The 21558-nt window shown below is 61.8% G+C and carries 21 protein-coding genes; 9 read left to right on the top strand and 12 right to left on the bottom strand.

What is annotated here, in order from left to right; genetic code table 11:
• The 3 genes from ACYCCG_RS03980 to ACYCCG_RS03970 all read right to left on the bottom strand — a co-directional run bounded on the left by ACYCCG_RS03980 (position 1) and on the right by ACYCCG_RS03970 (position 1491).
• Positions 1-162, bottom strand: a complete 162-nt coding sequence (locus ACYCCG_RS03980; protein WP_003252966.1) for a DUF1328 domain-containing protein — start codon at positions 160-162, stop codon at positions 1-3.
• A 42-nt stretch (positions 163-204) separates the two neighbouring features.
• On the bottom strand, positions 205-495 hold the full coding sequence (locus tag ACYCCG_RS03975) for a hypothetical protein (RefSeq protein ID WP_209968889.1): 291 nt from the start codon (positions 493-495) through the stop codon (positions 205-207).
• 174 nt (positions 496-669) lie between these two features.
• Positions 670-1491 (bottom strand): BON domain-containing protein, encoded by an 822-nt coding sequence (locus ACYCCG_RS03970; protein WP_209968893.1) that lies wholly within the window; start codon positions 1489-1491, stop codon positions 670-672.
• Between the two features lie 209 nt (positions 1492-1700).
• Here ACYCCG_RS03970 and algB point away from each other — a divergent pair, with 209 nt between their 5' ends.
• Positions 1701-3047 carry a sigma-54-dependent response regulator transcription factor AlgB gene (gene algB, locus ACYCCG_RS03965; RefSeq protein ID WP_252459044.1) on the top strand — a complete coding sequence of 449 codons (1347 nt, stop codon included), beginning with the start codon at positions 1701-1703 and terminating at the stop codon, positions 3045-3047.
• Positions 3044-4825, top strand: coding sequence for a KinB sensor domain-containing domain (locus tag ACYCCG_RS03960; protein WP_459669488.1), 1782 nt, complete (start codon positions 3044-3046; stop codon positions 4823-4825). Before algB ends, ACYCCG_RS03960 begins: the two co-directional genes overlap by 4 nt.
• Positions 4826-4839: 14 nt before the next feature.
• Here the strand turns inward: ACYCCG_RS03960 and ACYCCG_RS03955 are convergent, their stop codons facing one another.
• From ACYCCG_RS03955 to ACYCCG_RS03925, 7 genes are all read right to left on the bottom strand, one after another.
• Complete coding sequence (locus tag ACYCCG_RS03955) at positions 4840-6438, bottom strand: EAL domain-containing protein (RefSeq protein WP_252459045.1); 1599 nt, start codon at positions 6436-6438, stop codon at positions 4840-4842.
• A 206-nt stretch (positions 6439-6644) separates the two neighbouring features.
• A complete protein-coding gene (locus ACYCCG_RS03950; protein ID WP_209968905.1) occupies positions 6645-7433 on the bottom strand; it encodes an N-acetylmuramoyl-L-alanine amidase in 789 nt (262 codons plus the stop codon).
• Positions 7434-7510: 77 nt separating this feature from the next.
• Positions 7511-9448 carry a GGDEF domain-containing protein gene (locus tag ACYCCG_RS03945; protein WP_459669486.1) on the bottom strand — a complete coding sequence of 646 codons (1938 nt, stop codon included), beginning with the start codon at positions 9446-9448 and terminating at the stop codon, positions 7511-7513.
• A gap of 27 nt (positions 9449-9475) precedes the next feature.
• Entirely contained in the window at positions 9476-10330 is an 855-nt protein-coding gene (locus ACYCCG_RS03940) for an endonuclease/exonuclease/phosphatase family protein (protein WP_103443600.1), read from the bottom strand.
• Positions 10331-10342: 12 nt separating this feature from the next.
• Positions 10343-10975 (bottom strand): thiol:disulfide interchange protein DsbA, encoded by a 633-nt coding sequence (gene dsbA, locus ACYCCG_RS03935; protein ID WP_020191156.1) that lies wholly within the window; start codon positions 10973-10975, stop codon positions 10343-10345.
• 151 nt (positions 10976-11126) lie between these two features.
• A complete protein-coding gene (locus ACYCCG_RS03930) occupies positions 11127-11744 on the bottom strand; it encodes a c-type cytochrome (protein ID WP_176683016.1) in 618 nt (205 codons plus the stop codon).
• A gap of 31 nt (positions 11745-11775) precedes the next feature.
• Positions 11776-12078: a c-type cytochrome gene (locus ACYCCG_RS03925; RefSeq protein ID WP_209968914.1), complete on the bottom strand. Its 303-nt coding sequence runs from the start codon at positions 12076-12078 to the stop codon at positions 11776-11778.
• A gap of 201 nt (positions 12079-12279) precedes the next feature.
• Here ACYCCG_RS03925 and yihA point away from each other — a divergent pair, with 201 nt between their 5' ends.
• Positions 12280-12912, top strand: a complete 633-nt coding sequence (gene yihA / locus ACYCCG_RS03920) for a ribosome biogenesis GTP-binding protein YihA/YsxC (RefSeq protein ID WP_003252993.1) — start codon at positions 12280-12282, stop codon at positions 12910-12912.
• A gap of 545 nt (positions 12913-13457) precedes the next feature.
• On the opposite strand, the gene polA is transcribed toward yihA, so the two are convergent.
• A complete protein-coding gene (gene polA / locus ACYCCG_RS03915; protein ID WP_176683015.1) occupies positions 13458-16205 on the bottom strand; it encodes a DNA polymerase I in 2748 nt (915 codons plus the stop codon).
• A 75-nt stretch (positions 16206-16280) separates the two neighbouring features.
• Between polA and ACYCCG_RS03910 the strand changes: the two genes are divergently transcribed.
• Together ACYCCG_RS03910 and ACYCCG_RS03905 are read left to right on the top strand one after the other, a co-directional pair.
• Complete coding sequence (locus ACYCCG_RS03910; protein WP_176683014.1) at positions 16281-16568, top strand: DUF2782 domain-containing protein; 288 nt, start codon at positions 16281-16283, stop codon at positions 16566-16568.
• Between the two features lie 69 nt (positions 16569-16637).
• Positions 16638-17588 carry a homoserine kinase gene (locus ACYCCG_RS03905; RefSeq protein WP_176683013.1) on the top strand — a complete coding sequence of 317 codons (951 nt, stop codon included), beginning with the start codon at positions 16638-16640 and terminating at the stop codon, positions 17586-17588.
• A gap of 111 nt (positions 17589-17699) precedes the next feature.
• Here the strand turns inward: ACYCCG_RS03905 and ACYCCG_RS03900 are convergent, their stop codons facing one another.
• A complete protein-coding gene (locus tag ACYCCG_RS03900) occupies positions 17700-18608 on the bottom strand; it encodes a zinc ABC transporter substrate-binding protein (protein WP_209968923.1) in 909 nt (302 codons plus the stop codon).
• Between the two features lie 66 nt (positions 18609-18674).
• On the opposite strand from ACYCCG_RS03900, the gene zur reads away from it, so the two are divergent.
• The 4 genes from zur to ACYCCG_RS03880 all read left to right on the top strand — a co-directional run bounded on the left by zur (position 18675) and on the right by ACYCCG_RS03880 (position 21539).
• A complete protein-coding gene (gene zur / locus ACYCCG_RS03895) occupies positions 18675-19160 on the top strand; it encodes a zinc uptake transcriptional repressor Zur (RefSeq protein WP_176683011.1) in 486 nt (161 codons plus the stop codon).
• Positions 19157-19930: a zinc ABC transporter ATP-binding protein ZnuC gene (znuC, locus tag ACYCCG_RS03890; RefSeq protein ID WP_003253004.1), complete on the top strand. Its 774-nt coding sequence runs from the start codon at positions 19157-19159 to the stop codon at positions 19928-19930. The genes zur and znuC overlap by 4 nt, the downstream gene beginning before the upstream one ends.
• Positions 19923-20705, top strand: coding sequence for a zinc ABC transporter permease subunit ZnuB (gene znuB / locus ACYCCG_RS03885; RefSeq protein ID WP_176683010.1), 783 nt, complete (start codon positions 19923-19925; stop codon positions 20703-20705). The genes znuC and znuB overlap by 8 nt, the downstream gene beginning before the upstream one ends.
• A gap of 126 nt (positions 20706-20831) precedes the next feature.
• On the top strand, positions 20832-21539 hold the full coding sequence (locus ACYCCG_RS03880) for a PA5502 family lipoprotein (RefSeq protein WP_209968930.1): 708 nt from the start codon (positions 20832-20834) through the stop codon (positions 21537-21539).
• The last annotated feature ends 19 nt before the right edge of the window (positions 21540-21558 follow it).

Raw genomic sequence — 21558 nt, 5'->3', positions numbered from 1 at the left:
TTAACCTCGTCCGCGTCCAAAGAAGAAGGAGGCTACAAACAACACCAGGAAGACAATGAACAGGATCTTGGCGATACCTGTTGCAGCGCCCGCGATACCACCGAAGCCCAGTACCGCGGCGACAATGGCGATGATGAGGAAAGTGATAGCCCAACTCAGCATGGTAGTTCTCCTTTCTTTTGCGGAATCGATCCGGCCGTCAGGTCAAAAAACCCAACGCTCCTGGGGAACAACTTTTTCCACAGTGGCCGGTGAGGCAATGGCCTGGCTAGCTGGCTGCCAGTCAGCGGCCTTGGCCAAGGTGTTGGCACGAGTTACCTGAATCTGCGTCAACAGGGCAGTTTGAGCTGCCACCTGCTCAGCCAGACGCGCCGTCTGCAAGCTGTAATAGAAGAGGCCAGCGGCCAAGGTCAGCAGCATCGCCATGCCGAGTGTCAGCACCTGGCGCAAAGGCAGTGCGGCGCTCTGCGAGCGGTTGACGGGTTGGCGATTCATGCTGGCTCCTCCTGCTGTAATTTTTGTTCAAACCTGAACAGGTAATTGCAGCCTGCATGCCAGCCTTTTGATTTTTATAAAATCGTTATAAATCAACTAGTTATACAATAAGCAACTACACCACGAGGACGTATCCTGCACGATGGCGCCTGTGGGTTCGTGCGAATTGCACGATCAGCCTTCGACCTTGGTGGCCACCTTCAGCAGGTCAGCATCCACGCCCCGTACGCCGATGATTTGCCGGGCGATCTCCACAGCGATGGTTTTCTGCTCCGCGCTAACCACCTCGCCCGAGAGCCGCACCATGCCTGCTTCGCTGGCCACCTTCAGGTTCAGGCCATCGAGGTTGCGACTGAAGCGATAGCTGCTCTGGATCTTGTCGACGACCCAGCTGTCGCTTGGTTGCGGCCCGGTTGGCGCGCCCACTGGTGTTTCCCGCGCCTTGGCCATGGCGGCGGTATCGAGGCTGACCAGGTTGTTGACCAGATACACGCCGTCGGTGGTACGCGCCAGCACGCCCGCCAGCTCCTTGGCTTCGGCACTGTCGACCTTGCCACGCAACGTCACCACACCCTCACTGCTTTGTACTTCTATAGGTGCCTTTTCGGTGGTACGGCTCCACAACAGCCGAGCACGCACCACAGCCGCCAGGGTCACGTCTTCCAGGCGCTGGGCGTAGGCACGCAGCTCCAGCGGACGCTCCACCAGTTGGGTATTAAGCTGCAGCAGGTTCTCTACCTGTTCGATACCCCGGGTAGCACGGGCCACGTCCTCGGCCAACTGCCGCTCGACCTCGTTCTCCACCTCACCGGAAAGCCGCGCCTGCTTGCCGTTCACTTCAACCTTGATACGAAATGGGTCGAGCATCCGGTTCAGTGACAAAGCGGTTTGCAGGGCGCCTTCCAGGCGCGCGTCCTGCACAGGGTCGGCGAATGCTGGGGTAAATATTGGCAGCAGGGTGGCGGCCAAAACGGCTGTACGCAGGGAAAAGGGCATGACAGTGCCTCCTTCGTGGGCAAAATCTGAAAATCATCGCAACCAATGTGCCAGCGCGTGCCTCTAAGCAAATCATTGAAGAATCGCGGCTCGTGGGCATCGTTTGGCCATTGGCTAGCATGCAAAGGACAGAATCCTTCAGAATTGACCATGCAACTTGCCCGATTTTTCCCACACTAAATAAAGATCTATCCTAAGGAGCACAGGAAATGGAATCAGCCCAGGACAACCAAGGCCGCATTCTGCTGGTGGATGACGAGTCCGCAATCCTGCGCACCTTCCGCTACTGCCTGGAAGACGAGGGCTACAGTGTGGCCACGGCCAACAGTGCCGCCCAGGCAGAGAGCCTGCTGCAACGCCAGGTGTTCGACCTGTGCTTCCTCGATTTGCGCCTGGGTGAAGACAACGGCCTCGACGTGCTGGCGCAAATGCGTATCCAGGCCCCGTGGATGCGGGTGGTGATCGTCACTGCGCACTCGGCGATCGACACCGCAGTAGACGCCATACAGGCCGGCGCTGCCGACTACCTGGTCAAACCGTGCAGCCCCGACCAGTTGCGCCTGGCCACCGCCAAGCAACTGGAGGTGCGCCAGCTTTCTGCGCGCCTGGAAGCCCTGGAAGGTGAAGTACGCAAGCCCAAGGACGGCCTGGATTCCCATAGCCCGGCCATGATGGCGGTGCTTGAAACTGCCCGCCAAGTCGCCATCACCGACGCCAACATCCTCATCCTTGGAGAATCGGGTACCGGCAAGGGCGAGCTGGCTCGTGCCATTCATGGCTGGAGCAAGCGTGCACGCAAAGCCTGTGTGACCATCAACTGCCCGTCGCTTAACGCCGAGCTGATGGAAAGCGAGCTATTCGGCCATACCCGCGGCGCCTTCACCGGCGCCAGCGAAAGCACCCTGGGACGGGTGAACCAGGCTGACGGGGGCACACTCTTCCTCGACGAGATCGGCGATTTCCCGCTGACCTTGCAACCCAAACTGCTGCGCTTCATTCAGGACAAGGAATACGAACGTGTCGGCGACCCGGTTACCCGACGTGCCGATGTGCGTATCCTGGCTGCCACCAACCTAAACCTCGAAGAGATGGTGCGCGAAAGCCGCTTCCGCGAAGACCTGCTGTATCGCTTGAACGTGATTACCCTGCACCTGCCCCCCCTGCGCGAGCGCAGTGAAGACATCCTCATCCTGGCCGACCGTTTCCTCGCCCGTTTCGTCAAGGAATACTCCCGACCCGCCCGTGGTTTCAGTGATGAGGCGCGCGCCGCCCTGCTCAATTACCGCTGGCCCGGCAACATTCGCGAACTGCGCAACGTAGTGGAACGGGCCAGCATCATCTGCCCGCAGGAACGCGTGGAAATCAGCCACCTGGGCATGGGCGAACAACCCGCCGGCAATGCCCCACGCGTAGGTGCCGCGCTTAGCCTGGATGAGCTGGAACGTGCCCATATCGGTGCCGTACTGGCCGCCAGCGATACCCTCGACCAAGCCGCCAAGACCTTGGGCATCGATGCTTCTACCCTGTACCGCAAGCGCAAGCAGTACAACCTATGAAATGGCCGCCCATGAAGCTGCGCACGCGGCTTTTCCTTAGTATCTCGGCGCTCATCACTGTGGCGTTGCTAGGGCTGCTGCTGGGCCTGGTCAGCATGCTGCAGATGGCTACAGTGCAACAGCAGCTGGTGCGCGATACCACCCATGCCCTGGAAGTGGGGCTGAAGTTGCGCCAGAACCTGGGCGAACAGCTGATGCTTATTCTCGATGAAAACACCGCCCCGGAAAGCCTACGGCTGCTGCAGGACAACTTCCAGGACCTGCTCAACCAAGGGCTGGAGCAAGGTGGTGAGCGCACCGGTTTCAGCAAGGCCAGCAGCAATTACCAGTCCTTCCTCCAGACCTATCGCGACAGCGCCACACCCGCTCGCAGCATGGGTGTCGATCAGCCGCTTGGGGCTGCGTTCAATCAGGTGCGCACCGACCTGATCGATTCCCACAAGCAGGCATTGGACCTGATTACCCGTAGCGAGGAACGCACCCGTGACCGCGCCTTGCTGGTCAGTAGTGTACTCGGCCTGATGGGGCTGGTGGTATTGGTACTGGGCTTTATCACCGCGCACAACATCGCCCGGCGTTTCGGCCAACCGATCGAAGCCTTGGCCAAGGCAGCCGACCAACTGGGCAAGGGCAATTTCGACGTTACCTTGCCAGTCACCCAGGCCGCCGAGCTTAACCAGCTGACCCGCAGCTTTGGTCTGATGGCCGATGCCTTGCGCAAGCACCAGGCCACCAACGTTGACGAGCTGCTGGCCGGCCAGCAGCGACTACAGGCCGTACTCGACAGCATCGACGACGGCCTGCTGATCATCGACCGCCAGGGTCGCCTCGAGCACCTCAACCCAGTGGCGCAGCGCCAGCTGGCCTGGAATGACAGCCGCGTGGGCAGCAGCCTGGTCGAAGCCTTGCAGCGACCCGAGCTTGAGCAACAACTACGCCAGGTTCTGCGCGGGGGCAGCCTCGACCGCCCACCGGACGACCTGAACATGGAGGTCGATGAAGAGTCACGTCTACTCACCTACAGCCTGACCCCGGTCAGCCACCCGCAGGGGCCAATCCTCGGCGCGGTGATGGTCCTGCACGATGTGACCGAGCAAAGGGCATTCGAACGGGTGCGCAGCGAATTCGTGCTGCGCGCATCCCACGAACTGCGTACCCCGGTGACCGGCATGCACATGGCCTTCGGCCTGCTGCGCGAGCGGGTAAAGTTCCCGCCCGAGGCCCGCGAGTACGACCTGCTGGAAACCATCGGCGAAGAAATGCAGCGCCTGACCCAACTGATCAATGACCTGCTCAACTTCTCCCGTTATCAGAGCGGGTTGCAAAAGCTCGAGCTGGCCCCCTGTGCCATCGACGAACTGCTGGAGCAGGCGCAATTGCGCTTTGCCGAACAGGCTGCGAACAAGCAGATCGAACTGATCAAGGAACTGGACCCGCCGCTACCGCGTATCCAGGCCGACGTCGCCCAACTGGACCGGGTGCTGGACAACCTGCTGCACAACGCCATCCGCCACACTGCCAACGGCGGGCGCATACGCCTGCATGCCCGACGCCATGGGGAACGGGTGATCATCAGCGTCGAGGACAACGGCGAGGGCATTTCCTATGGGCAGCAAGGGCGCATCTTCGAGCCCTTCGTGCAGGTAGGTCGCAAGAAAGGCGGTGCTGGGCTGGGCCTGGCGCTGTGCAAGGAGATTGTGCAGTTGCACGGAGGGCGCATGGGCGTGTTTTCTCGGCCGGGGCAGGGGACCCAGTTCTACATGGCGTTGCCGGTCTGACTGCTTTACCGCACCTACACCCGCCGCGGCAGGTGTCCGCGAGTCACCAACTCGGCAAACTGCCGGGCGTTCAGCGGCCGGGCAAACAGCCAGCCCTGGCCATAATTGACCCCCTCGCTGTTCAGCAGGACCGCCTGGTCCTCGAACTCGATACCTTCGGCAATTACCCGCAGGTGCAAGTCATGGGCCATGCGGATGATATGCGGGGCCACGCCGCTACTGGCGGCATCGTGGCCCAGAGCGTCGATGAATGCCTTGTCGATCTTCAGGCAGTCCACTGGCAGGGTTTGCAGGTAGGCCAGGCTGCAATAACCGGTACCAAAATCGTCGATCAGCACCTGGTGCCCCACGGCGCGTAGCGCCTGCAGGTTGTCACGGGCAACCACCACGTCGATCAGGCCGCGCTCGGTCACCTCGAAGGCAATCTGGCTGGGCGCCACTCGATGCAAGGCCAACAAGCGCGCCGCCACCCGGCCAATACGGGGCACCATCACATCGCAGGCCGCCAGGTTTATCGATATGTAAAGCTTGGGGTGCGAACGTAGTAGCTGTCCTAGCTGTTCAAGCACACGCTGCAGGACAAAGTCGGTGATCTGGCGGATCTGCCCGGTATTTTCCGCCAGCGGGATGAACAGGTCCGGGCTGGTCAGGGTGCCGTCCGGGCGGCGCCACCGCACCAAGGCCTCCGCGCCCACACAGCGCCGGCTGTCGAGCTCGATGATTGGCTGGTAGAGCACCTGCAGCTCTCCACGACGCAAGGCATTTTGCAACTCTGAGCTCATCGACCGTCGTTGCAGAATCAGCTGGAGTACCAACCAACCGATGCAGCAGGCCGCCAGCACGCTGCCGGGGAACAGCAACCAGAGCATGCCGTTCATCCTCAGCGGCAGACTGGCCCTCGGGGCAATCAGCACCAACTGGTAATCCGGCGACTTGGTCGGCATTCGGTAGATCAGCCGGTCACTGAGTTCCAGCAGCGACTTTTGGCTGGTCGACCAGGCCGAGGGCGGTGGCCATACCTGTGGCGGGCCGAGCACCGGAATGGCCCGGGCGCCGTTGTCCAGCACCACGACCAGGCTGCCGCCCGGTGGCAGGTCCACCACATCGGTCAAATGCCCACGGGAGGTAGAAACCAGAAACCTGCCCCGACCCAGCATCAGTGCTGCCAGGTTCTCGTTCGGCTCGGTGGTGGTGTTAAGCCAGTAGCTGTACGTCGGCCCTTGGATATCCGGCGCCCGCAAGGGAACGAACGCTCGCTCATCACCGCGGTTGGAGCAGGCAACATCACCATCCACATAAGCAGCTTCATAGATGAACCGCGAGTTCAGGCCAACCTGTTGCAAGGCTGCCAGCATCGCCGGGCTGCATCCGCGCAGGGGTTGGGCCTGCAGCAGGTCGACCCCTTCGCGCAACTGGCCGAACACCTGTTCCAGCCGTTCCAGAAAACGCTCGCCCTGGGCATTCATCTGTTCGCTTTCGCTTTGTTTCATTTGTTGCAGGGCAATGCCGATGCTGGCAGAGAGCAACACCGCGGCGCTGGCCAGCGCTGCCAAAGTGGCCAGCATCCAGGGACGGTAAAAAATTTGGCGCAGCAAGGCGATGAAGGCTGACATCAAAGGCATCCAGTTGATAACCAAGGTATAGCAACTGAATCAAGAATCACCCTCACCGTTTGGCGCTTCGCTGCAATCCACCCACGCTCTTTGTAGAAGCAGCCTTATGGTTGCGATGAGACCATTAACGTCGATACAACTGCGTCGACCTAACCCGCCTCTTCGCAGCGCAAGGCTGCTGCAACTAATACCCCGCCCGCCGTGACTCAACGCATGCGGTTAAGTACCTGCAGCATCGCTGCTGTCTGCGCATCCGGCATGCCGTCGAAGCGCTGCGGGCGGAAGCGCATCTGGAACGCGGCGATCACATGGCGTGTGGCTACATCCAGCACGCCGGTCTGATCGATCTGATAGCCAAACCGTGCCAGCTCCTGCTGGTACCAGCCAACGCTTGGCGGGTTGACGCTGAAGTAGGCCTGCTGCCGTGCCACGGCGCTGGCATCCGGCCAGACACCCAGCCCGGCATCGGCCAGGCGCTTCCACGGGAACAATGGTCCCGGGTCCAGCTTGCGCAGCGGGGCGATGTCACTGTGGCCGATGATATGGCGTGGTTCGATGTTGTTGCGTTTGACAATGTCCTTGAGCAGCGCGATCAGCGACTGGATCTGCGCCTCGCTGTAAGGGTGCCAGACCCGGCCGTTCGGGGTATTGGTGAAGCCCGGGTTGACGATCTCGATACCAATGGACGAGGAGTTCAGCCAGGTGCGCCCCTGCCACTGGCTATCACCGGCATGCCAGGCACGACGGTTTTCATCCACCAGTTGATACACCGTGGCCGGGCCATCGCCGATCAGATAATGGCTGCTGACCTCACCATGGGTAAGCAGCGCCAGGGATCGCTCCAGCGAAGCATTGGTGTAATGCAGGACAACGAACTGGATGCGGTTGTCCTGATTGGCAGAAGGATGACTGCGGTCGATGCGCAGGCCCGTCGAGCAACCGGCAACAGACAACAGCAAAAAGGAAATCAGGGTTTTTTTAAGCGTGGAAAGCACGTCAGTGGCCTCAGCGTATGAGCGCTACAGTATAACGTGCTCACCTGCGCTGTGCCTGCCGAAGAGACGGTGGCTGGCTAGCCTTGCTCGACGCGATTACGCCCATGCTCCTTTGCCCGGTACAGCGCTGCATCGGCTCGCTTGAGCACCTGGTTACTGCGTTCGCCGGAACGGAATGCGCCCAGGCCGATGGAGGTGGTGATCACCACCCGCTCACCCTTGAAGTGGAATGGGCAGGCTTCGACTGTGGCGCGCAACACCTCGGCCATTTGCGCGGCGACTGCCGGCGTGGTCTGCGGCAGCAGCAGGACGAATTCCTCGCCGCCAAACCGGGCGATGAAATCACGACCCCGCAGGCGCTTGCGCAACTGGTCGGCAACGATCTTGAGGACCTTGTCCCCAGCCAGATGCCCATAGTTGTCGTTGATGCGCTTGAAATGGTCCAGGTCAAGAATCGCCATCGCCAGGTGGCCGCCGTTTTCTTGCCAGTCGAGCATTTCGCGTTCGACCCGCTCGCTCCAGGCCGCACGGTTGGGCAGGCCGGTGAGCGGGTCCAGCAGGGCTTTCTGGCGCTGCTCTTCCAAGTGCTCGCGATAGCCAAGCGCCTCATGCTCCATGCTCGCCACCCGCTCCGACAAGCCTTGCAGGCGACCGGCCAATTCCTGCTCGCGGCGATCACGCTCGTGCTTGTGCTCGTCCATGGTCACCAGCAAGCCTTCCAGGCGGTTTTCCAGAATGTGCTTGAGGCTGTCTACATCAGCGGCACCTTGCACGCTGCTCTGCAGGCCGTCGACGTGCTCACGCAATTGGCTATCCAGCTCCCGGGCAGCGGTGCTGTTGTCAGCATGGCCGGCGCTGGCCTCGTGCAGATGGCTCTGGAAACCTTCCAGGCGTTCGTTGAGCTGCTGCAGGTAGGTTTCGAATTCGTGCTGGCCGCTGTCGGTGATTGCCAGCATGAGTACTGCCAAGTCATCCAGCACCGGGATCAGCTCATACCAGTTCAATCCGCGGGCAACCCGCTCGCGCATTTCCCGCGCCTGGGCCTTGTGTCGCTCGGGCAGGCTGAGGTCATCGAGCAGACCGATCAGGGTCTGCTCGATGTGCGCGGCAACCTGGCTGTATGGCGGCTCCACTGCGTAGGGCAGTGCATAGGGGCCGTCTTCACCAAAGGTTTCTTCAAGAGTTTGTAAGGGTTCTGCCTCAGCCAACGGCTCGCTGGCGGCAACTGCAGCATCCACCACTGGGGCCTTATCCTGTGGCAAAGGGGCTGGCGGTATTTCGGCCGTTTCGATCAGCGCCGGGCCAAATGCCTCCAGCTCAAGCTCGGGCGCTTCGGCTACCTCGGCAGCCAGAGCAGCAGGGGCCGGCAGCGGTTGTAGCGCATCGACGTCATCGGGCCGCAAGGGCTCGGTACTGCCGGCTGTATGGGGCACAATCTCGGCAGCAGGCAACGCTACCGGCGCAAGCGCTGCTCCTGCCTGTGCATCTTCCTCGCGGCTTCCGAACAACCGCTGCAGAAAACCTGGTCGGGCTTCTTCACCCGGCTTGCCAAGGGCCGACAGCGCGCGCCCCTGCAGGCCGCTCAACTCGCTCAACAGCGGCGGTAGCTCGCGTGACTGGGCAACCCCACCGTCAAGCTTCTTCGCCAGCTTTTTCAATGACCGCGAGATATCGCTGGGTAGCGGGAGGCCTTGCAGTTGGCCAACCAGTGCGGTCAGCGCATCGCTGACCTGATTCATGCGGGTCTCGCGACGCTGTTCGGAGTCCAGTACCGCTTTCTCAAGGCGCGGAATCAAGCCGGCGAGGCCGGCGTCCATGTTGCGGCTGCGAATGACGTCGCGCATTTCTTTCATGCACTCGTCTACCACCTTGTCGCTGCCTTCAGCAGCCAGGGTGCTGCGCACCAGGCCGCGACGCAGCAGGTCAAGACGGGCATCCCAACGGCGTTCGAGCTTTTCTTGCTGCTCGATGCTTTTAAGGTATTTTTCTTTCCAGCGCTCAGCGTCTTCAGTCATGCCCAGGTCCGCAAACGGTGATGGCAATTAGCTCAAAACCGGCAGCGTATCCACAGTCAATGCATCAGGCAATCGAATCTCGACAGCAACGGGAAGGTGGTCCGAAATTGGCTGCGCCAGCACCTCTACACGCTCCAGCGTGAGGCTTGAGCTGAGCAGAATATGATCAAGACAACGCTGCGGTCGCCAGCTGGGGAAAGTGGCCTCGACTTGTGGGGCGACCAGGCCCAGGTCGCGCAGCGGCGAGTGCTCGAGCAGATCGGTGGCGTGGGTGTTCATGTCGCCCATTAGCACCTGGTGACGGTAACCGCCAATCAGCTCGCGGATATAACCCAACTGCAGGGCGCGTGTCTTGGCCCCCAATGCCAGGTGCATCATCACCACTATCAGTGCATCGTCGCCTTCGCCAAACCGCACCAGGATCGCACCACGCCCGGCCGGGCCAGGCAACGGATGGTCTTCGAGCAGTTGCGGCTTCAGGCGGCTGAGCACGCCGTTGCTGTGCTGGGCAAAACGCCCAAGGTTGCGGTTTAGCTGCTGGTACCAATAGGGGAAGGCCCCCAAGTGGGCCAGGTGTTCGACCTGGTTGACGTAGCCCGAGCGCAGGCTGCCACCATCGGCCTCCTGCAAGGCCACCAGATCAAAGTCGCCCAGCAGCCTGCCGATTTTCTGCAGGTTGCCGGCACGCCCGTTATGCGGCAGCAGGTGCTGCCAGCTACGCGTCAGGTAATGGCGGTAGCGCTCGGTGCTTATACCCACCTGGATGTTGAAACTGAGCAGCCGCAGACGGCCATCCTCAGGCAGGCCCGGGGCCTGCAGGTGATGTTCGTTGACCTGCGGCTCGTGCAGGCCAATGCCACGCGTAGCTCTGAAGCGGGGCATGGGTTATGCCGCCTACTTGGCGGCGCGCTCCTTGTCGATCAACTGGTCGGCGACATTCAGCACGCCTTCCGGTCCGCCGGCAGTACCCAGGTCGAAGCGGTACTTACCGTTGACGACCAGGCTCGGTACGCCAGTGATTTCATACTTCTTCGCCAGTTCCTTGGCCTGTTTGACCTGGCCCTTGATGGCGAACGAGTCGAAGGTGGCGAGGAACTTGTCCTTGTCCACGCCTTGAGTGGCGAGGAAGTCGGCCATGTCGTTCTTGTCGGTCAGGCGTTTGTGCTGGTTCTGAATGGCATCGAACACCGCAGCATGCACCTTGTGCTCGACGCCCATGGCTTCTAGGGTCAGGAACATCTGGCCGTGTGCATCCCACGGGCCACCGAACATGGCCGGTACGCGCTTGAAGTTGACGTCCTTGGGCAGCTTTTCAGCCCAAGGATTGATGGTCGGCTCGAAGTGGTAGCAGTGCGGGCAGCCGTACCAGAACAGCTCGACGACTTCGATCTTGCCGGGCACGGAAACCGGAACAGGGTTGCTCAGCTCGATGTATTCCTTGCCAGCAACAGGCTCGGCGGCCTGAACGGCAGTCATACCGAATACGCTGGCGGCGACCAGCGCAGCGCTGAGAATCAGTTTACGCATGCTTTACTCCTGAGCAGTCATGGGTCGCCACGACGCGACCTGTACTGAGACAGGCCGGGAAGGGCTCGAGTTCTGTAGTGTAACGGCTGCGGACGGAAAAAAGGGCAGCCCGGCCGCCCTTTCATCATTGGCCTACAACATTAACCGAAGGTTAATGCAGGCCCTGGATGTAGCTGGCCAACGCTTCGATGTCGTGGTTGCTCAGCTTGCCAGCGATGGTGCGCATGGTCATGGCATCGCCATCGTTGGTGCGGTTGCCTTCGCGGAAGTCAGTGAGCTGCTTGGCCACGTACTGCGAGTGCTGCCCGCTCAGGTGCGGGAAGCCGGCCAGGGCGATGCCCGCGCCGTTAGGCGAGTGACAGCCAGTGCAGGCTGGCATGCCCTTCTCCAGGTCGCCGCCGTTGAACAGCGCACGGCCGCGCTCGACCAGCTTGGGATCGGCGGCACCCACGCTGCCTTTCTGGCTGGAGAAGTAGGCGGCGATATCGGCCAGATCCTGGTCGCTGAATGCGGTCAGCATGCCGGTCATTTCCAGCACGGTACGCTTGCCCGACTTGATATCGTGCAGTTGTTTTTCGAGATAGCGCTGGCCTTGGCCAGCCAGTTTCGGGAAGTTCGGTGCCAGGCTGTTACCGTCGGGATTGTGGCAGGCGCCACAGACGGCGGTCTTGGCCTGGCCAGCGGCGGCATCGCCTTTGATAGGTTGCGCAGCAGTGGCCGCACCAGCGACACCCAAGGTCAACAGCAGACTCACGACTAGTTTGTTCATCAGCTAATCCAACACGGCTAAGGGTGAAATGTTATGTATCGGGACTGCCGCTCATCCAAAGGATGACCAAACGGTAGTCCTCGGCACTGCAGTCCATGCACAATCCACGCGGCGGCATAGCCTTGAAACCCTGGGTCACGTGCTTCACCAGTACATCCATGCCTTGCGCCAGCCTTGGCTCCCAAGCTGCCCGGTCACCCCGTCTGGGTGCCTGTGGCAACTGCCCGGTGTGACAGCCCGCACACGTGCGGTTGTACAACACCTCGGGATCCTGTGTAGCCTGTGCGCTGAAAAACGGCAGGAACATACCGACAGCAAGCAGCCATTTCGCCATGCGGAACGACCTTCAGGGTTGGGGGCCGCGCTGCGTTCTGTTGCGCGAGCTATTGTTCGACACCCCATGCCCGTTCTCCTTCGCTGGGAGAATGAGCACACAAAAACTGGGGCATTATATACTTCCGCCATCCAAACGGAAACGACACCGCTTGCCAGGCTTGGCTCTACAAAGTCAGGCAACACCCACATCGGATATCCCATGCAAGTCAAGAACCCCATCCTCGGCCTCTGCCAGAAAGCCAAATTCGCCCTCAGCGCAGCCAAGGTCGAACAATGCCCGGACGACCAGGGTTACGAGGTGGCTTTTGCCGGCCGTTCCAACGCCGGCAAATCCAGCGCCCTCAATACCCTGACTCATGCCAGCCTGGCGCGTACCTCGAAAACTCCCGGGCGCACCCAGCTGTTGAATTTCTTCAGTCTGGACGATGAACGGCGTTTGGTCGACCTGCCGGGCTATGGTTATGCAAAAGTCCCGATTCCGCTCAAGCAGCACTGGCAGAAACACTTGGAAGCCTACCTGGGCAGCCGTGAGTGCCTGCGTGGCGTGATCCTGATGATGGACGTGCGTCACCCGATGACCGACTTCGACAAGATGATGCTCGACTGGGCCAAGGCCAGCAGCATGCCGATGCACATCCTGCTGACCAAGGCCGACAAGCTGACCCACGGCGCGGGCAAGAACACACTGCTGAAAGTGCAGTCGGAAATCCGCAAGGGCTGGGGGGATGGCGTTACTATCCAGCTGTTCTCGGCACCCAAGCGCCTGGGCGTGGAAGACGCCTACCGAGTGCTGGCGGACTGGATGGAACTGGAAGACAAGCCGGTCATTTGATGCTTTGCGCCTGAACCGTAGGAGCGGGTTTACCCGCGAAAGGGCCGGGCCTGCTCTCCACCTGCCGTTCATCGTTGCCGCCACTACCGTATTCGCGGGTAAACCCGCTCCTACACCTGATCGGGGTTGGACACGCTTTGGTGAGTGGGCGCAGGCCCTTGTAGGAGCGGGTTTACCCGTGAATGCAGCGGTGAATTCGACATCGCATTCGCGGGTAAACCCGCTCCTACAAGGGCTCAGTACAAGCCATCCAGCAAATTCCGGGCAAAAAAAACCCCGGACTTCGTATGGGGAGGGGGAAGTTCGGGGTCCAAGTCCGGACCGCTAGGGCGGGGTCCAGATATCTGCCAACACTTAACACAACATAGGAGCATCGAAGGGCTTCACCAGCCATTCAGTTACTCTGAGTTCCGCTTCACCGGTTTAGTTCCGAAGCCCATAAAACTATTTGCGATAGTTTCATGAAACTTAAGCATCCACGGCACTGAGCAGTGCCAGGATCCGCGTCACTACGCCGCAGATCCTACACAGTTTTACCTGCTCAATCAGTGAGCTTCGTCCCAATTCGCACCAACGCCTGCTTCGACAAGCAGCGGCACATCCAGCTGGGCGGCCTGACTCATGTGCTGGCGAATTTCATCTCTCACCTGCTGCACCAGGTCCTCGCGTACCTCAAGCACCAGTTCGTCGTGCACCTGCAGGATCACCCGGGCATCCAGCCCGCTCTCGCTCAACCAGTTATCCACTTTGACCATGGCCCGCTTGATGATGTCGGCAGCAGTACCCTGCATCGGCGCGTTGATCGCCGTGCGCTCGGCGCCCTTGCGCAGGGCAGGGTTCTTGGCATTGATGTCAGGCAGGTACAGCCGGCGGCCAAACAGGGTTTCGACAAAGCCTTGTTCGGCCGCCTGGGCACGAGTGCGCTCCATATAGGCCAGCACGCCGGGGTAACGGGCAAAATAGCGGTCGATGTAGTCCTGCGACTGCTTGCGGTCGACGCCGATCTGCTTGGCCAGGCCAAAGGCACTCATGCCGTAGATCAGGCCGAAGTTGATAGCCTTGGCACTGCGGCGCTGGTCGGTAGTGACGTCTTCCAGGGCCACACCGAACACTTCGGCTGCCGTGGCGCGGTGCACGTCCAAGTCGTTGCGGAAGGCATGCAGCAAGCCTTCGTCCTTGGCCAGATGGGCCATGATGCGCAGCTCGATCTGTGAATAGTCTGCCGCCAGCAGCTTGTAACCCGGGCTGGCGACGAAGGCCTGGCGGATACGCCGGCCTTCAGCGGTGCGGATCGGGATGTTCTGCAGGTTCGGGTCGCTCGACGACAACCGGCCGGTGGCCGCCACGGCCTGCTGGTAGGAGGTATGGATACGCCCGGTGCGCGGGTTGATCTGCCCCGGTAACTTGTCGGTATAGGTGCTCTTGAGCTTGCTCAGGCTGCGGTACTGCATCAGCACCTCTGGCAGCGGATAACCTTGCTCGGCCAGTTCGTCGAGCACTGCTTCGGCGGTGGATGGCTGGCCCTTGGCAGTCTTGCTCAGCACCGGCATGCCCAGCTTGTCGTAAAGGATCGCGCCCAGCTGCTTGGGCGAGCCGAGGTTGAACGCCTCACCGGCGAGCTCGTAGGCACGCAGCTCAAGCTCAGCCATCTTAACGCCCAGCTCACCGCTCTGTACTTTCAACAGCTCGGCATCGACCAGTGCACCCTGGCGCTCGATCCTGGCCAGCACCGGCACCAGCGGCATCTCGATATCCATCAGCACCGGTTGCACGCTCGGCGTTTGTGCCAGGCGGGCCTGCAATGCGTGGTGCAGGCGCAGGGTGATATCGGCGTCTTCGGCGGCGTAGGGGCCGGCCTTGTCCAGGTTGATCTGGTTGAAGGTAAGCTGCTTGGCACCCTTACCGGCGATGTCCTCGAAGGCAATCGTGGTGTGGTCGAGGTACTTCTGCGCCAGGCTGTCCATGTCATGACGGGTGGCGGTGGAGTTCAGCACGTACGACTCGAGCATGGTGTCGTAGGCCACACCGCGCATCTCGATGGCGGGGGAGCCATTGGCGAGGATGTTGATGTCGTACTTGGCGTTCTGCCCGACCTTGGCCTTGGCCGGGTCCTCCAGCAGTGGTTTCAGCGCCAGCAGCACGGCCTCGCGGTCCAGCTGGACCGGCGCGCCTTCGTAATCGTGGGCCAGCGGCACATAGGCCGCTTCATGCGGCTCGACTGCGAAGGACAGGCCGACCAACTGCGCCTGCTGGGCGTCCAGGCCGGTGGTCTCGGTGTCGAAGGCAAACAGCGGTGCCTGGCGCAGCTTCTCCAGCCAGGCGTCGAAACGGGCCTGGTCGAGAATGGTTTCGTATTTGGGCTCGACCTTGGCCGCAGGCTCCACGGCCGGGGCAACATCGTCACCGGCCTTGGCCGCATCGCGCTGCACTTCGGCGACCCAGCTCTTGAACTCCATCTCGGTGTACAACGCCAGCAGCGCCTCGCGGTCAGGTTCACCGCACACCAGCGCCTCGACCTCCACATCCAGCGGCACGTCAACCTTGATGGTGGCCAGTTCGTAGGACAGGAATGCCGCGTCGCGGTGCTCCTCCAGCTTGGCCGGCAAGGTCTTGGCGCCGCGAATGGCCAGCGCTGGCACTTTGTCCAGGTTGGCGTAAAGGTCGCTGAGACCGCCGCCGATGCCGGTCAACAGCCCCACCGCCGTTTTTTCGCCCACGCCCGGCACGCCGGGGATGTTGTCGACCTTGTCACCCATCAGGGCCAGGAAGTCGATAATGTGTTCCGGGCCGACGCCGAATTTCTCGTGCACGCCAGCCACGTCCAGCACGCTTCCGGTCATGGTGTTGACCAAGGTAATGTGCCCGTCCACCAATTGCGCCATGTCCTTGTCGCCGGTCGAGATGATCACCGGGCGACCCAGGGCGGCGCTGCTGCGCGCCAGGGTGCCGATCACGTCGTCAGCCTCGACACCCTCCACGCACAGCAGCGGGTAGCCCAGTGCCTTGACGCTGGCGTGCAGCGGCTCGATCTGTACCCGCAGGTCGTCCGGCATACTGGGGCGGTTGGCCTTGTACTCGGCGAACATGGCATCGCGGAAGGTGCCGCCCTTGGCGTCGAACACCACGGCGAACAGGCTGTCGGGGTATTGCTTGCGCAAGCTCTTGAGCATGTTCAGCACACCCTTCACCGCACCGGTCGGCATGCCCTTGGACGTGGTCAGCGGTGGCAGCGCGTGGAAGGCGCGATAAAGGTAGGAGGAACCGTCCACCAGGACGAGGGGCGCTTGGCTCATGAGCAGAATCAACCTTTTCGACGGGTCCGGCGCTAGAATAGCCAGAATCATTGACGACAAAGGGACTAGGTTATCATGCGCACACTCAATCGCCTGTTACTGCTCGGCCTGTTGGCAACCACGCCTGTCGTCACCCTGGCAGCGGACGACGCCCCCTCGGCCGATCCCGAGGTGACCATTCGCACGGAAGGCGATAGAACCATCCAGGAATACCGGCAGAACGGCTTCCTGTATGCGATCAAGATCACGCCGAAAAACGGCAAGCCTTATTTTCTGGTACGCGCCGATGGCACTGATGCCAATTTCATTCGATCCGACCAGCCGGACATGCTGATTCCGTCCTGGAAGATCTTCGAGTGGTAAGCTGACGCGCACCGTTCACATCAACCCGGCACTTCCCGGCGGAAGTGCCCGTATGGGCAATTTTTCATCATGTCAGTCTTCACCCCCGTGACCCGGCCTGAGCTGGAAACCTTTCTGGCGCCGTACGAGCTGGGCCGTCTGCTCGACTTCCAGGGCATTGCCGCCGGTACCGAGAACAGCAATTTCTTCGTCAGCCTCGAACAGGGGGAGTTCGTCCTGACGCTGATCGAGCGTGGGCCCAGCGAGGACATGCCGTTCTTCATCGAGCTGCTCGACACCCTGCACGCCGCCGACATGCCGGTGCCCTATGCCATTCGTGACCGCGACGGCAACGGCCTGCGCGAGCTGTGCGGCAAGCCGGCATTGCTGCAGCCCAGGCTGTCGGGCAAGCACATCAAGGCCCCCAACAACCAGCACTGCGCCCAGGTCGGCGAGCTACTGGCACACATTCACCTGGCCACCCGCGAGCACATCATCGAGCGCCGCACCGACCGCGGTCTGGACTGGATGCTGGCCTCGGGTGCCGAGCTACTGCCACGCCTGACTGCAGAGCAAGCCGCATTGCTGCAGCCGGCGCTGGACGAAATCAGCGCACACAAGGCGCAGATTCTGGCCTTGCCGCGGGCCAACCTGCATGCCGACCTGTTCCGCGACAATGTGATGTTCGAAGGCACCCACCTGACCGGTGTGATCGACTTCTACAATGCCTGCTCCGGGCCGATGCTGTATGACATCGCCATCACCGTGAACGACTGGTGCCTGGATGAGCAGGGGGCAGTAGATGCACCACGCGCCCAGGCGCTGCTGGCAGCCTATGCGGCGCTGCGGCCGTTCACTGCAGCCGAAGCCGAGCTGTGGCCGGAAATGTTGCGGGTAGGCTGCGTGCGTTTCTGGCTGTCGCGCCTGATTGCGGCCGAGTCGTTTGCCGGAATGGATGTGATGATCCACGATCCGAGCGAGTTCGAAGTACGTCTGGCGCAACGCCAGCAGGTGGCTTTGCACCTGCCGTTCGCGCTGTAGACCGCGTCTGCTTCTTCGCGGGTGAACCCGCTCCTACAGGGATAGCGACAGCCTTGAGGGCTGTGCAGTACCTGTGGAAGCGGGTTCACCCGCGAAGGAGCCGGTACAGGCTTACAACTGTTCCAGGCAGCCTGCCAGGTCACCGCCCAGCTTCTCGAGCAAGCGCTCATACCCTTTGCCATCTACCGGATCGGTGCCACCCAAGGCATCCAGCTCGGCCAGGCGCACAGGCAACCCGGCAGTCAGGGTCTCGGCCAGGCGCGGCCGCAGTGGCGGCTCGCTGAACACACAGGTCTTGCCCACTTCCTGAAGACGCTGGCGCATGGCCGCCACATGTTGCGCCCCGGGCTGCACCTCGGATGCCACGCTGAACACGCCCGCGTGCTTCAAGCCATACTCAGCCTCAAAATAATCGAAGGCTTCGTGGAAGACGAAGTACGGCTTGCCGGCAATACCGGCCACCCGAGCCTTGATACGCTCATCCAACGCATCCAGGCGTTCATCGAAGGCCTTCAGGTTGCTCTGATAGCGAGCCGCATTGGCCGGATCGACCTTGGCCAGGTCAGCCGCCATTTTTGCTGCGATTACTCGCGCATTGACCGACGATAGCCACAAGTGTGCATCAAGACTGCCCGGGCGGTGGTCATGGTCGTGGTCGCTGTGGTCTTCTTCCTCATGGGAATGGCTATCCTCGCCAAAGTGGCGCAACTTCATGCCCGGCAGCGCCTGAACAGCCACTGTGGCCTTGCTGCGGCTTCCCAGCACACGCGGAAGGAAGTTCTCCATGTCCGGGCCGATCCAGTACAGCAGGTCGGCATCGCCAACCCGCCGCACGTCAGAGGGGCGCAGCGCATAATGGTGGGGTGAAGCTCCGGGCGGCAGCAGCACGTCAGGGCTGCCAAGACCATCCTGCACGGCAGCGGCAATCTGCTGCAGGGGCTTGATACTGGTGAGCACACGCACGTCGGCCTGCGCGGAGAATGCGATGAAAGCGACAAACAGAACCAGGAATCGGGACACGGTGAATACTCGAGTCGTCAGAAACAGGTAACATAATAACGTCTCTGTCCAGAACCGTCGCTGCCCATGTCCATCACACCGCTGGCCAACCGTCCTCACGACCACTCCCATTGCGTACACAGCGCACTGGCTGAAGCCGACGCCTTGTGCACCCGCCAGGGCCTGCGCCTGACCGCCCTGCGCCGCCGTGTGCTGGAGCTGGTGTGGCAAAGCCACAAGCCGCTGGGCGCCTACGACATCCTCGCGGTGCTCAGTGAGCAGGACGGCCGCCGCGCCGCGCCGCCCACGGTGTACCGCGCGCTGGACTTCCTTCTGGAAAACGGCCTGGTGCATCGCATCGCGTCGCTCAACGCCTTCATCGGCTGCAGCCACCCCGAGCACGTGCACCAAGGCCAGTTTCTGATCTGTCGGGCCTGCCATGTGGCCATCGAGCTTGAGCAGAGCAGCATCAGCGAGGCGATCATCAACAGCGCCAAAGGCGTGGGTTTCACGGTCGAGACCCAGACCGTGGAAGTGGTCGGCCTGTGCGGTAGCTGCCGGAGCACGGCATGAGCGACGCCCTGATTCGCCTGGAGCAGGTCGGCGTCACCTTTGGCGGCGAGGCGGTGCTCGACAGCATCGACCTGTCGGTCGCCCCAGGCCAGATCGTCACCCTGATTGGCCCTAACGGGGCGGGCAAGACTACCCTGGTGCGCGCCGTACTTGGCCTGCTCAAGCCACATCGTGGCAAGGTATGGCGCAAGCCCAAGCTGCGCATTGGCTACATGCCGCAGAAGATTCAGGTTGATGCCACGCTGCCGTTGTCGGTGCTGCGCTTCCTGCGCCTGGTGCCCGGTGTAGACCGCGCGGCAGCCTTGTCGGCGCTGCAGGAAGTGGGTGCCGAGCAAGTCATCGACAGCCCGATCCAGACTATTTCCGGCGGCGAAATGCAACGCGTGCTGCTGGCCCGCGCCCTGCTGCGCGAACCCCAGTTGCTGGTGCTCGACGAACCGGTACAAGGAGTAGACGTAGTCGGCCAGACCGAGCTTTACAACCTCATCACCCGCCTGCGTGACCGCCACGGCTGCGGCGTGCTGATGGTGTCCCACGACCTGCATCTGGTCATGAGCGCTACCGACCAGGTGGTGTGCCTGAACCGCCACGTGTGCTGCTCGGGCCACCCTGAGCAAGTCAGCGGTGATCCGGCATTCGTCGAGCTGTTCGGCAAGACAGCACCGAGCCTGGCCATCTACCACCATCATCACGACCACAGCCACGACCTGCATGGCTCGGTAGTCGCCCCTGGCACCCATGTTCACGGAGAGCACTGCAAGCATGGCTGACTTTCTTCTCTACGCCTTGCTTGCCGGCTTGTCCCTGGCACTGGTTGCAGGCCCACTGGGCTCCTTCGTGGTATGGCGGCGCATGGCCTATTTTGGCGACACCCTGTCTCATGCCGCGCTGCTCGGTGTGGCCCTGGGCTTTGCCCTGGACGTCAGCCCGGCACTGGCAGTAACCGTGGGCTGCCTGTTGCTGGCGATTCTGCTGGTGACATTGCAGCAACGCCAGCCGCTGGCCTCCGACACCCTCCTGGGCATCCTGGCCCCCAGCACCTTGTCGCTGGGCCTGGTGGTGCTGAGCTTCATGCACGATGTGCGCATCGACCTGATGGCTTACCTGTTCGGCGATCTGCTGGCCATCAGCCCCACCGACCTGGCCTGGATCCTCGGCGGCAGTGCACTGGTCCTGCTGCTGCTCGCTGCGCTGTGGCGGCCGCTGCTGGCGGTTACCGTGCACGAAGAACTGGCCATGGTCGAAGGCCTGCCCGTGGCCGGGCTGCGCATGGCGCTGATGCTGCTGATCGCAGTGGTGATTGCGGTAGCCATGAAAATCGTTGGCGTTTTGCTGATCACCTCACTGCTGATCATCCCTGCGGCTGCGGCACAGCGGCACGCCCGCTCACCAGAGCAGATGGCCTTGGGTGCCAGCCTGCTGGGCGTCTCTGCGGTCTGCGGCGGCCTGGCCATGTCCTGGTTCAAGGACACCCCCGCCGGGCCGTCGATCGTGGTCTGCGCCGCGGTGCTATTCTTGCTGAGCCTGGCCCTGCCAAAACGCTGAAAAGCAGGGCGTGTGCAGGCACGCCTTGCAACCTTTGGCCGGTAAAGGGTCTGTAAGGCCTATTTTCGAGCGTGCGCACCTGGGTGTAGACTTGCTCGCTTTTTGCGCAAATAGAGAGTCGCAGGAATGAAGCCGTTCGCCTCCCGTTATCTGCTTGTTGCCGCGTTTTCCCTGATCCTGGCTGCCTGCTCCAATGCGCCGGTCGACCAGGCCACCGCACCTGCCCAAGCAGATGCCTGGCAGCAGTTGCAACAGAACATCGCCAGCAACGAGCTGGCTACCGCCGAAGACCAGCTTGCAGCACTGCAGGCCCAGTCGCCGGATGATGCACGCCTGGAGCAATACCAGCGCCAACTGGCCGAAGCCTACCTGCAACGCAGCCAGATCGTCCTGCAGAAGGGCGATGTGAACGCGGCAGCTACTGCGCTGGCCCGTGCCCGGGCACTGATGCCGCAGGCGCCAGCAGTGACCGGCGGGGACGCCGTGACCCAGGCCCGCAAGGCCGAGCTGGAAAAGGCCGAGGCTGCGCTGAAGGCCGCCGAAGCCAAGCCCAAGGCACGCATCATCGACCCGACAGCGTCGAGCACCGTGGTGGCCTTGAAGACCACCGACAGCCGCGGGCTGCGCCGCCAACTGGACGACATTGCCGCGGATGTGGTGAATTACCAGTGTGAGGTGGTATTCCAGGTGCCGCGCACCGAGGATGCACCTTGGCTGAAGACCTTGCTGGAAAAACGCGTGCGCAAGATCGACGATGGGTTCGAGCTGAAGCAGAAGCATGAAATCCAGCGCTCGTTGCCGGCACAGGTGGTACTGGTCCCGCATCGGCAGTAAAAGCTTCGCGGGTAAATCC

It is taken from the genome of Pseudomonas sp. VEM90 (assembly GCF_054611535.1).
This window is presented reverse-complemented; position numbering and strand designations above follow the sequence as displayed.

Coding starts and splice junctions, on each gene's coding strand:
- ACYCCG_RS03980 (WP_003252966.1), bottom strand. CDS start 162: ATGCTGAGTTGGGCTATCACTTTCCTCATCATCGCCATTGTCGCCGCG.
- ACYCCG_RS03975 (WP_209968889.1), bottom strand. CDS start 495: ATGAATCGCCAACCCGTCAACCGCTCGCAGAGCGCCGCACTGCCTTTG.
- ACYCCG_RS03970 (WP_209968893.1), bottom strand. CDS start 1,491: ATGCCCTTTTCCCTGCGTACAGCCGTTTTGGCCGCCACCCTGCTGCCA.
- algB (WP_252459044.1), top strand. CDS start 1,701: ATGGAATCAGCCCAGGACAACCAAGGCCGCATTCTGCTGGTGGATGAC.
- ACYCCG_RS03960 (WP_459669488.1), top strand. CDS start 3,044: ATGAAATGGCCGCCCATGAAGCTGCGCACGCGGCTTTTCCTTAGTATC.
- ACYCCG_RS03955 (WP_252459045.1), bottom strand. CDS start 6,438: ATGTCAGCCTTCATCGCCTTGCTGCGCCAAATTTTTTACCGTCCCTGG.
- ACYCCG_RS03945 (WP_459669486.1), bottom strand. CDS start 9,448: ATGACTGAAGACGCTGAGCGCTGGAAAGAAAAATACCTTAAAAGCATC.
- ACYCCG_RS03940 (WP_103443600.1), bottom strand. CDS start 10,330: ATGCCCCGCTTCAGAGCTACGCGTGGCATTGGCCTGCACGAGCCGCAG.
- dsbA (WP_020191156.1), bottom strand. CDS start 10,975: ATGCGTAAACTGATTCTCAGCGCTGCGCTGGTCGCCGCCAGCGTATTC.
- ACYCCG_RS03930 (WP_176683016.1), bottom strand. CDS start 11,744: ATGAACAAACTAGTCGTGAGTCTGCTGTTGACCTTGGGTGTCGCTGGT.
- ACYCCG_RS03925 (WP_209968914.1), bottom strand. CDS start 12,078: ATGGCGAAATGGCTGCTTGCTGTCGGTATGTTCCTGCCGTTTTTCAGC.
- yihA (WP_003252993.1), top strand. CDS start 12,280: ATGCAAGTCAAGAACCCCATCCTCGGCCTCTGCCAGAAAGCCAAATTC.
- polA (WP_176683015.1), bottom strand. CDS start 16,205: ATGAGCCAAGCGCCCCTCGTCCTGGTGGACGGTTCCTCCTACCTTTAT.
- ACYCCG_RS03910 (WP_176683014.1), top strand. CDS start 16,281: ATGCGCACACTCAATCGCCTGTTACTGCTCGGCCTGTTGGCAACCACG.
- ACYCCG_RS03905 (WP_176683013.1), top strand. CDS start 16,638: ATGTCAGTCTTCACCCCCGTGACCCGGCCTGAGCTGGAAACCTTTCTG.
- zur (WP_176683011.1), top strand. CDS start 18,675: ATGTCCATCACACCGCTGGCCAACCGTCCTCACGACCACTCCCATTGC.
- znuC (WP_003253004.1), top strand. CDS start 19,157: ATGAGCGACGCCCTGATTCGCCTGGAGCAGGTCGGCGTCACCTTTGGC.
- znuB (WP_176683010.1), top strand. CDS start 19,923: ATGGCTGACTTTCTTCTCTACGCCTTGCTTGCCGGCTTGTCCCTGGCA.
- ACYCCG_RS03880 (WP_209968930.1), top strand. CDS start 20,832: ATGAAGCCGTTCGCCTCCCGTTATCTGCTTGTTGCCGCGTTTTCCCTG.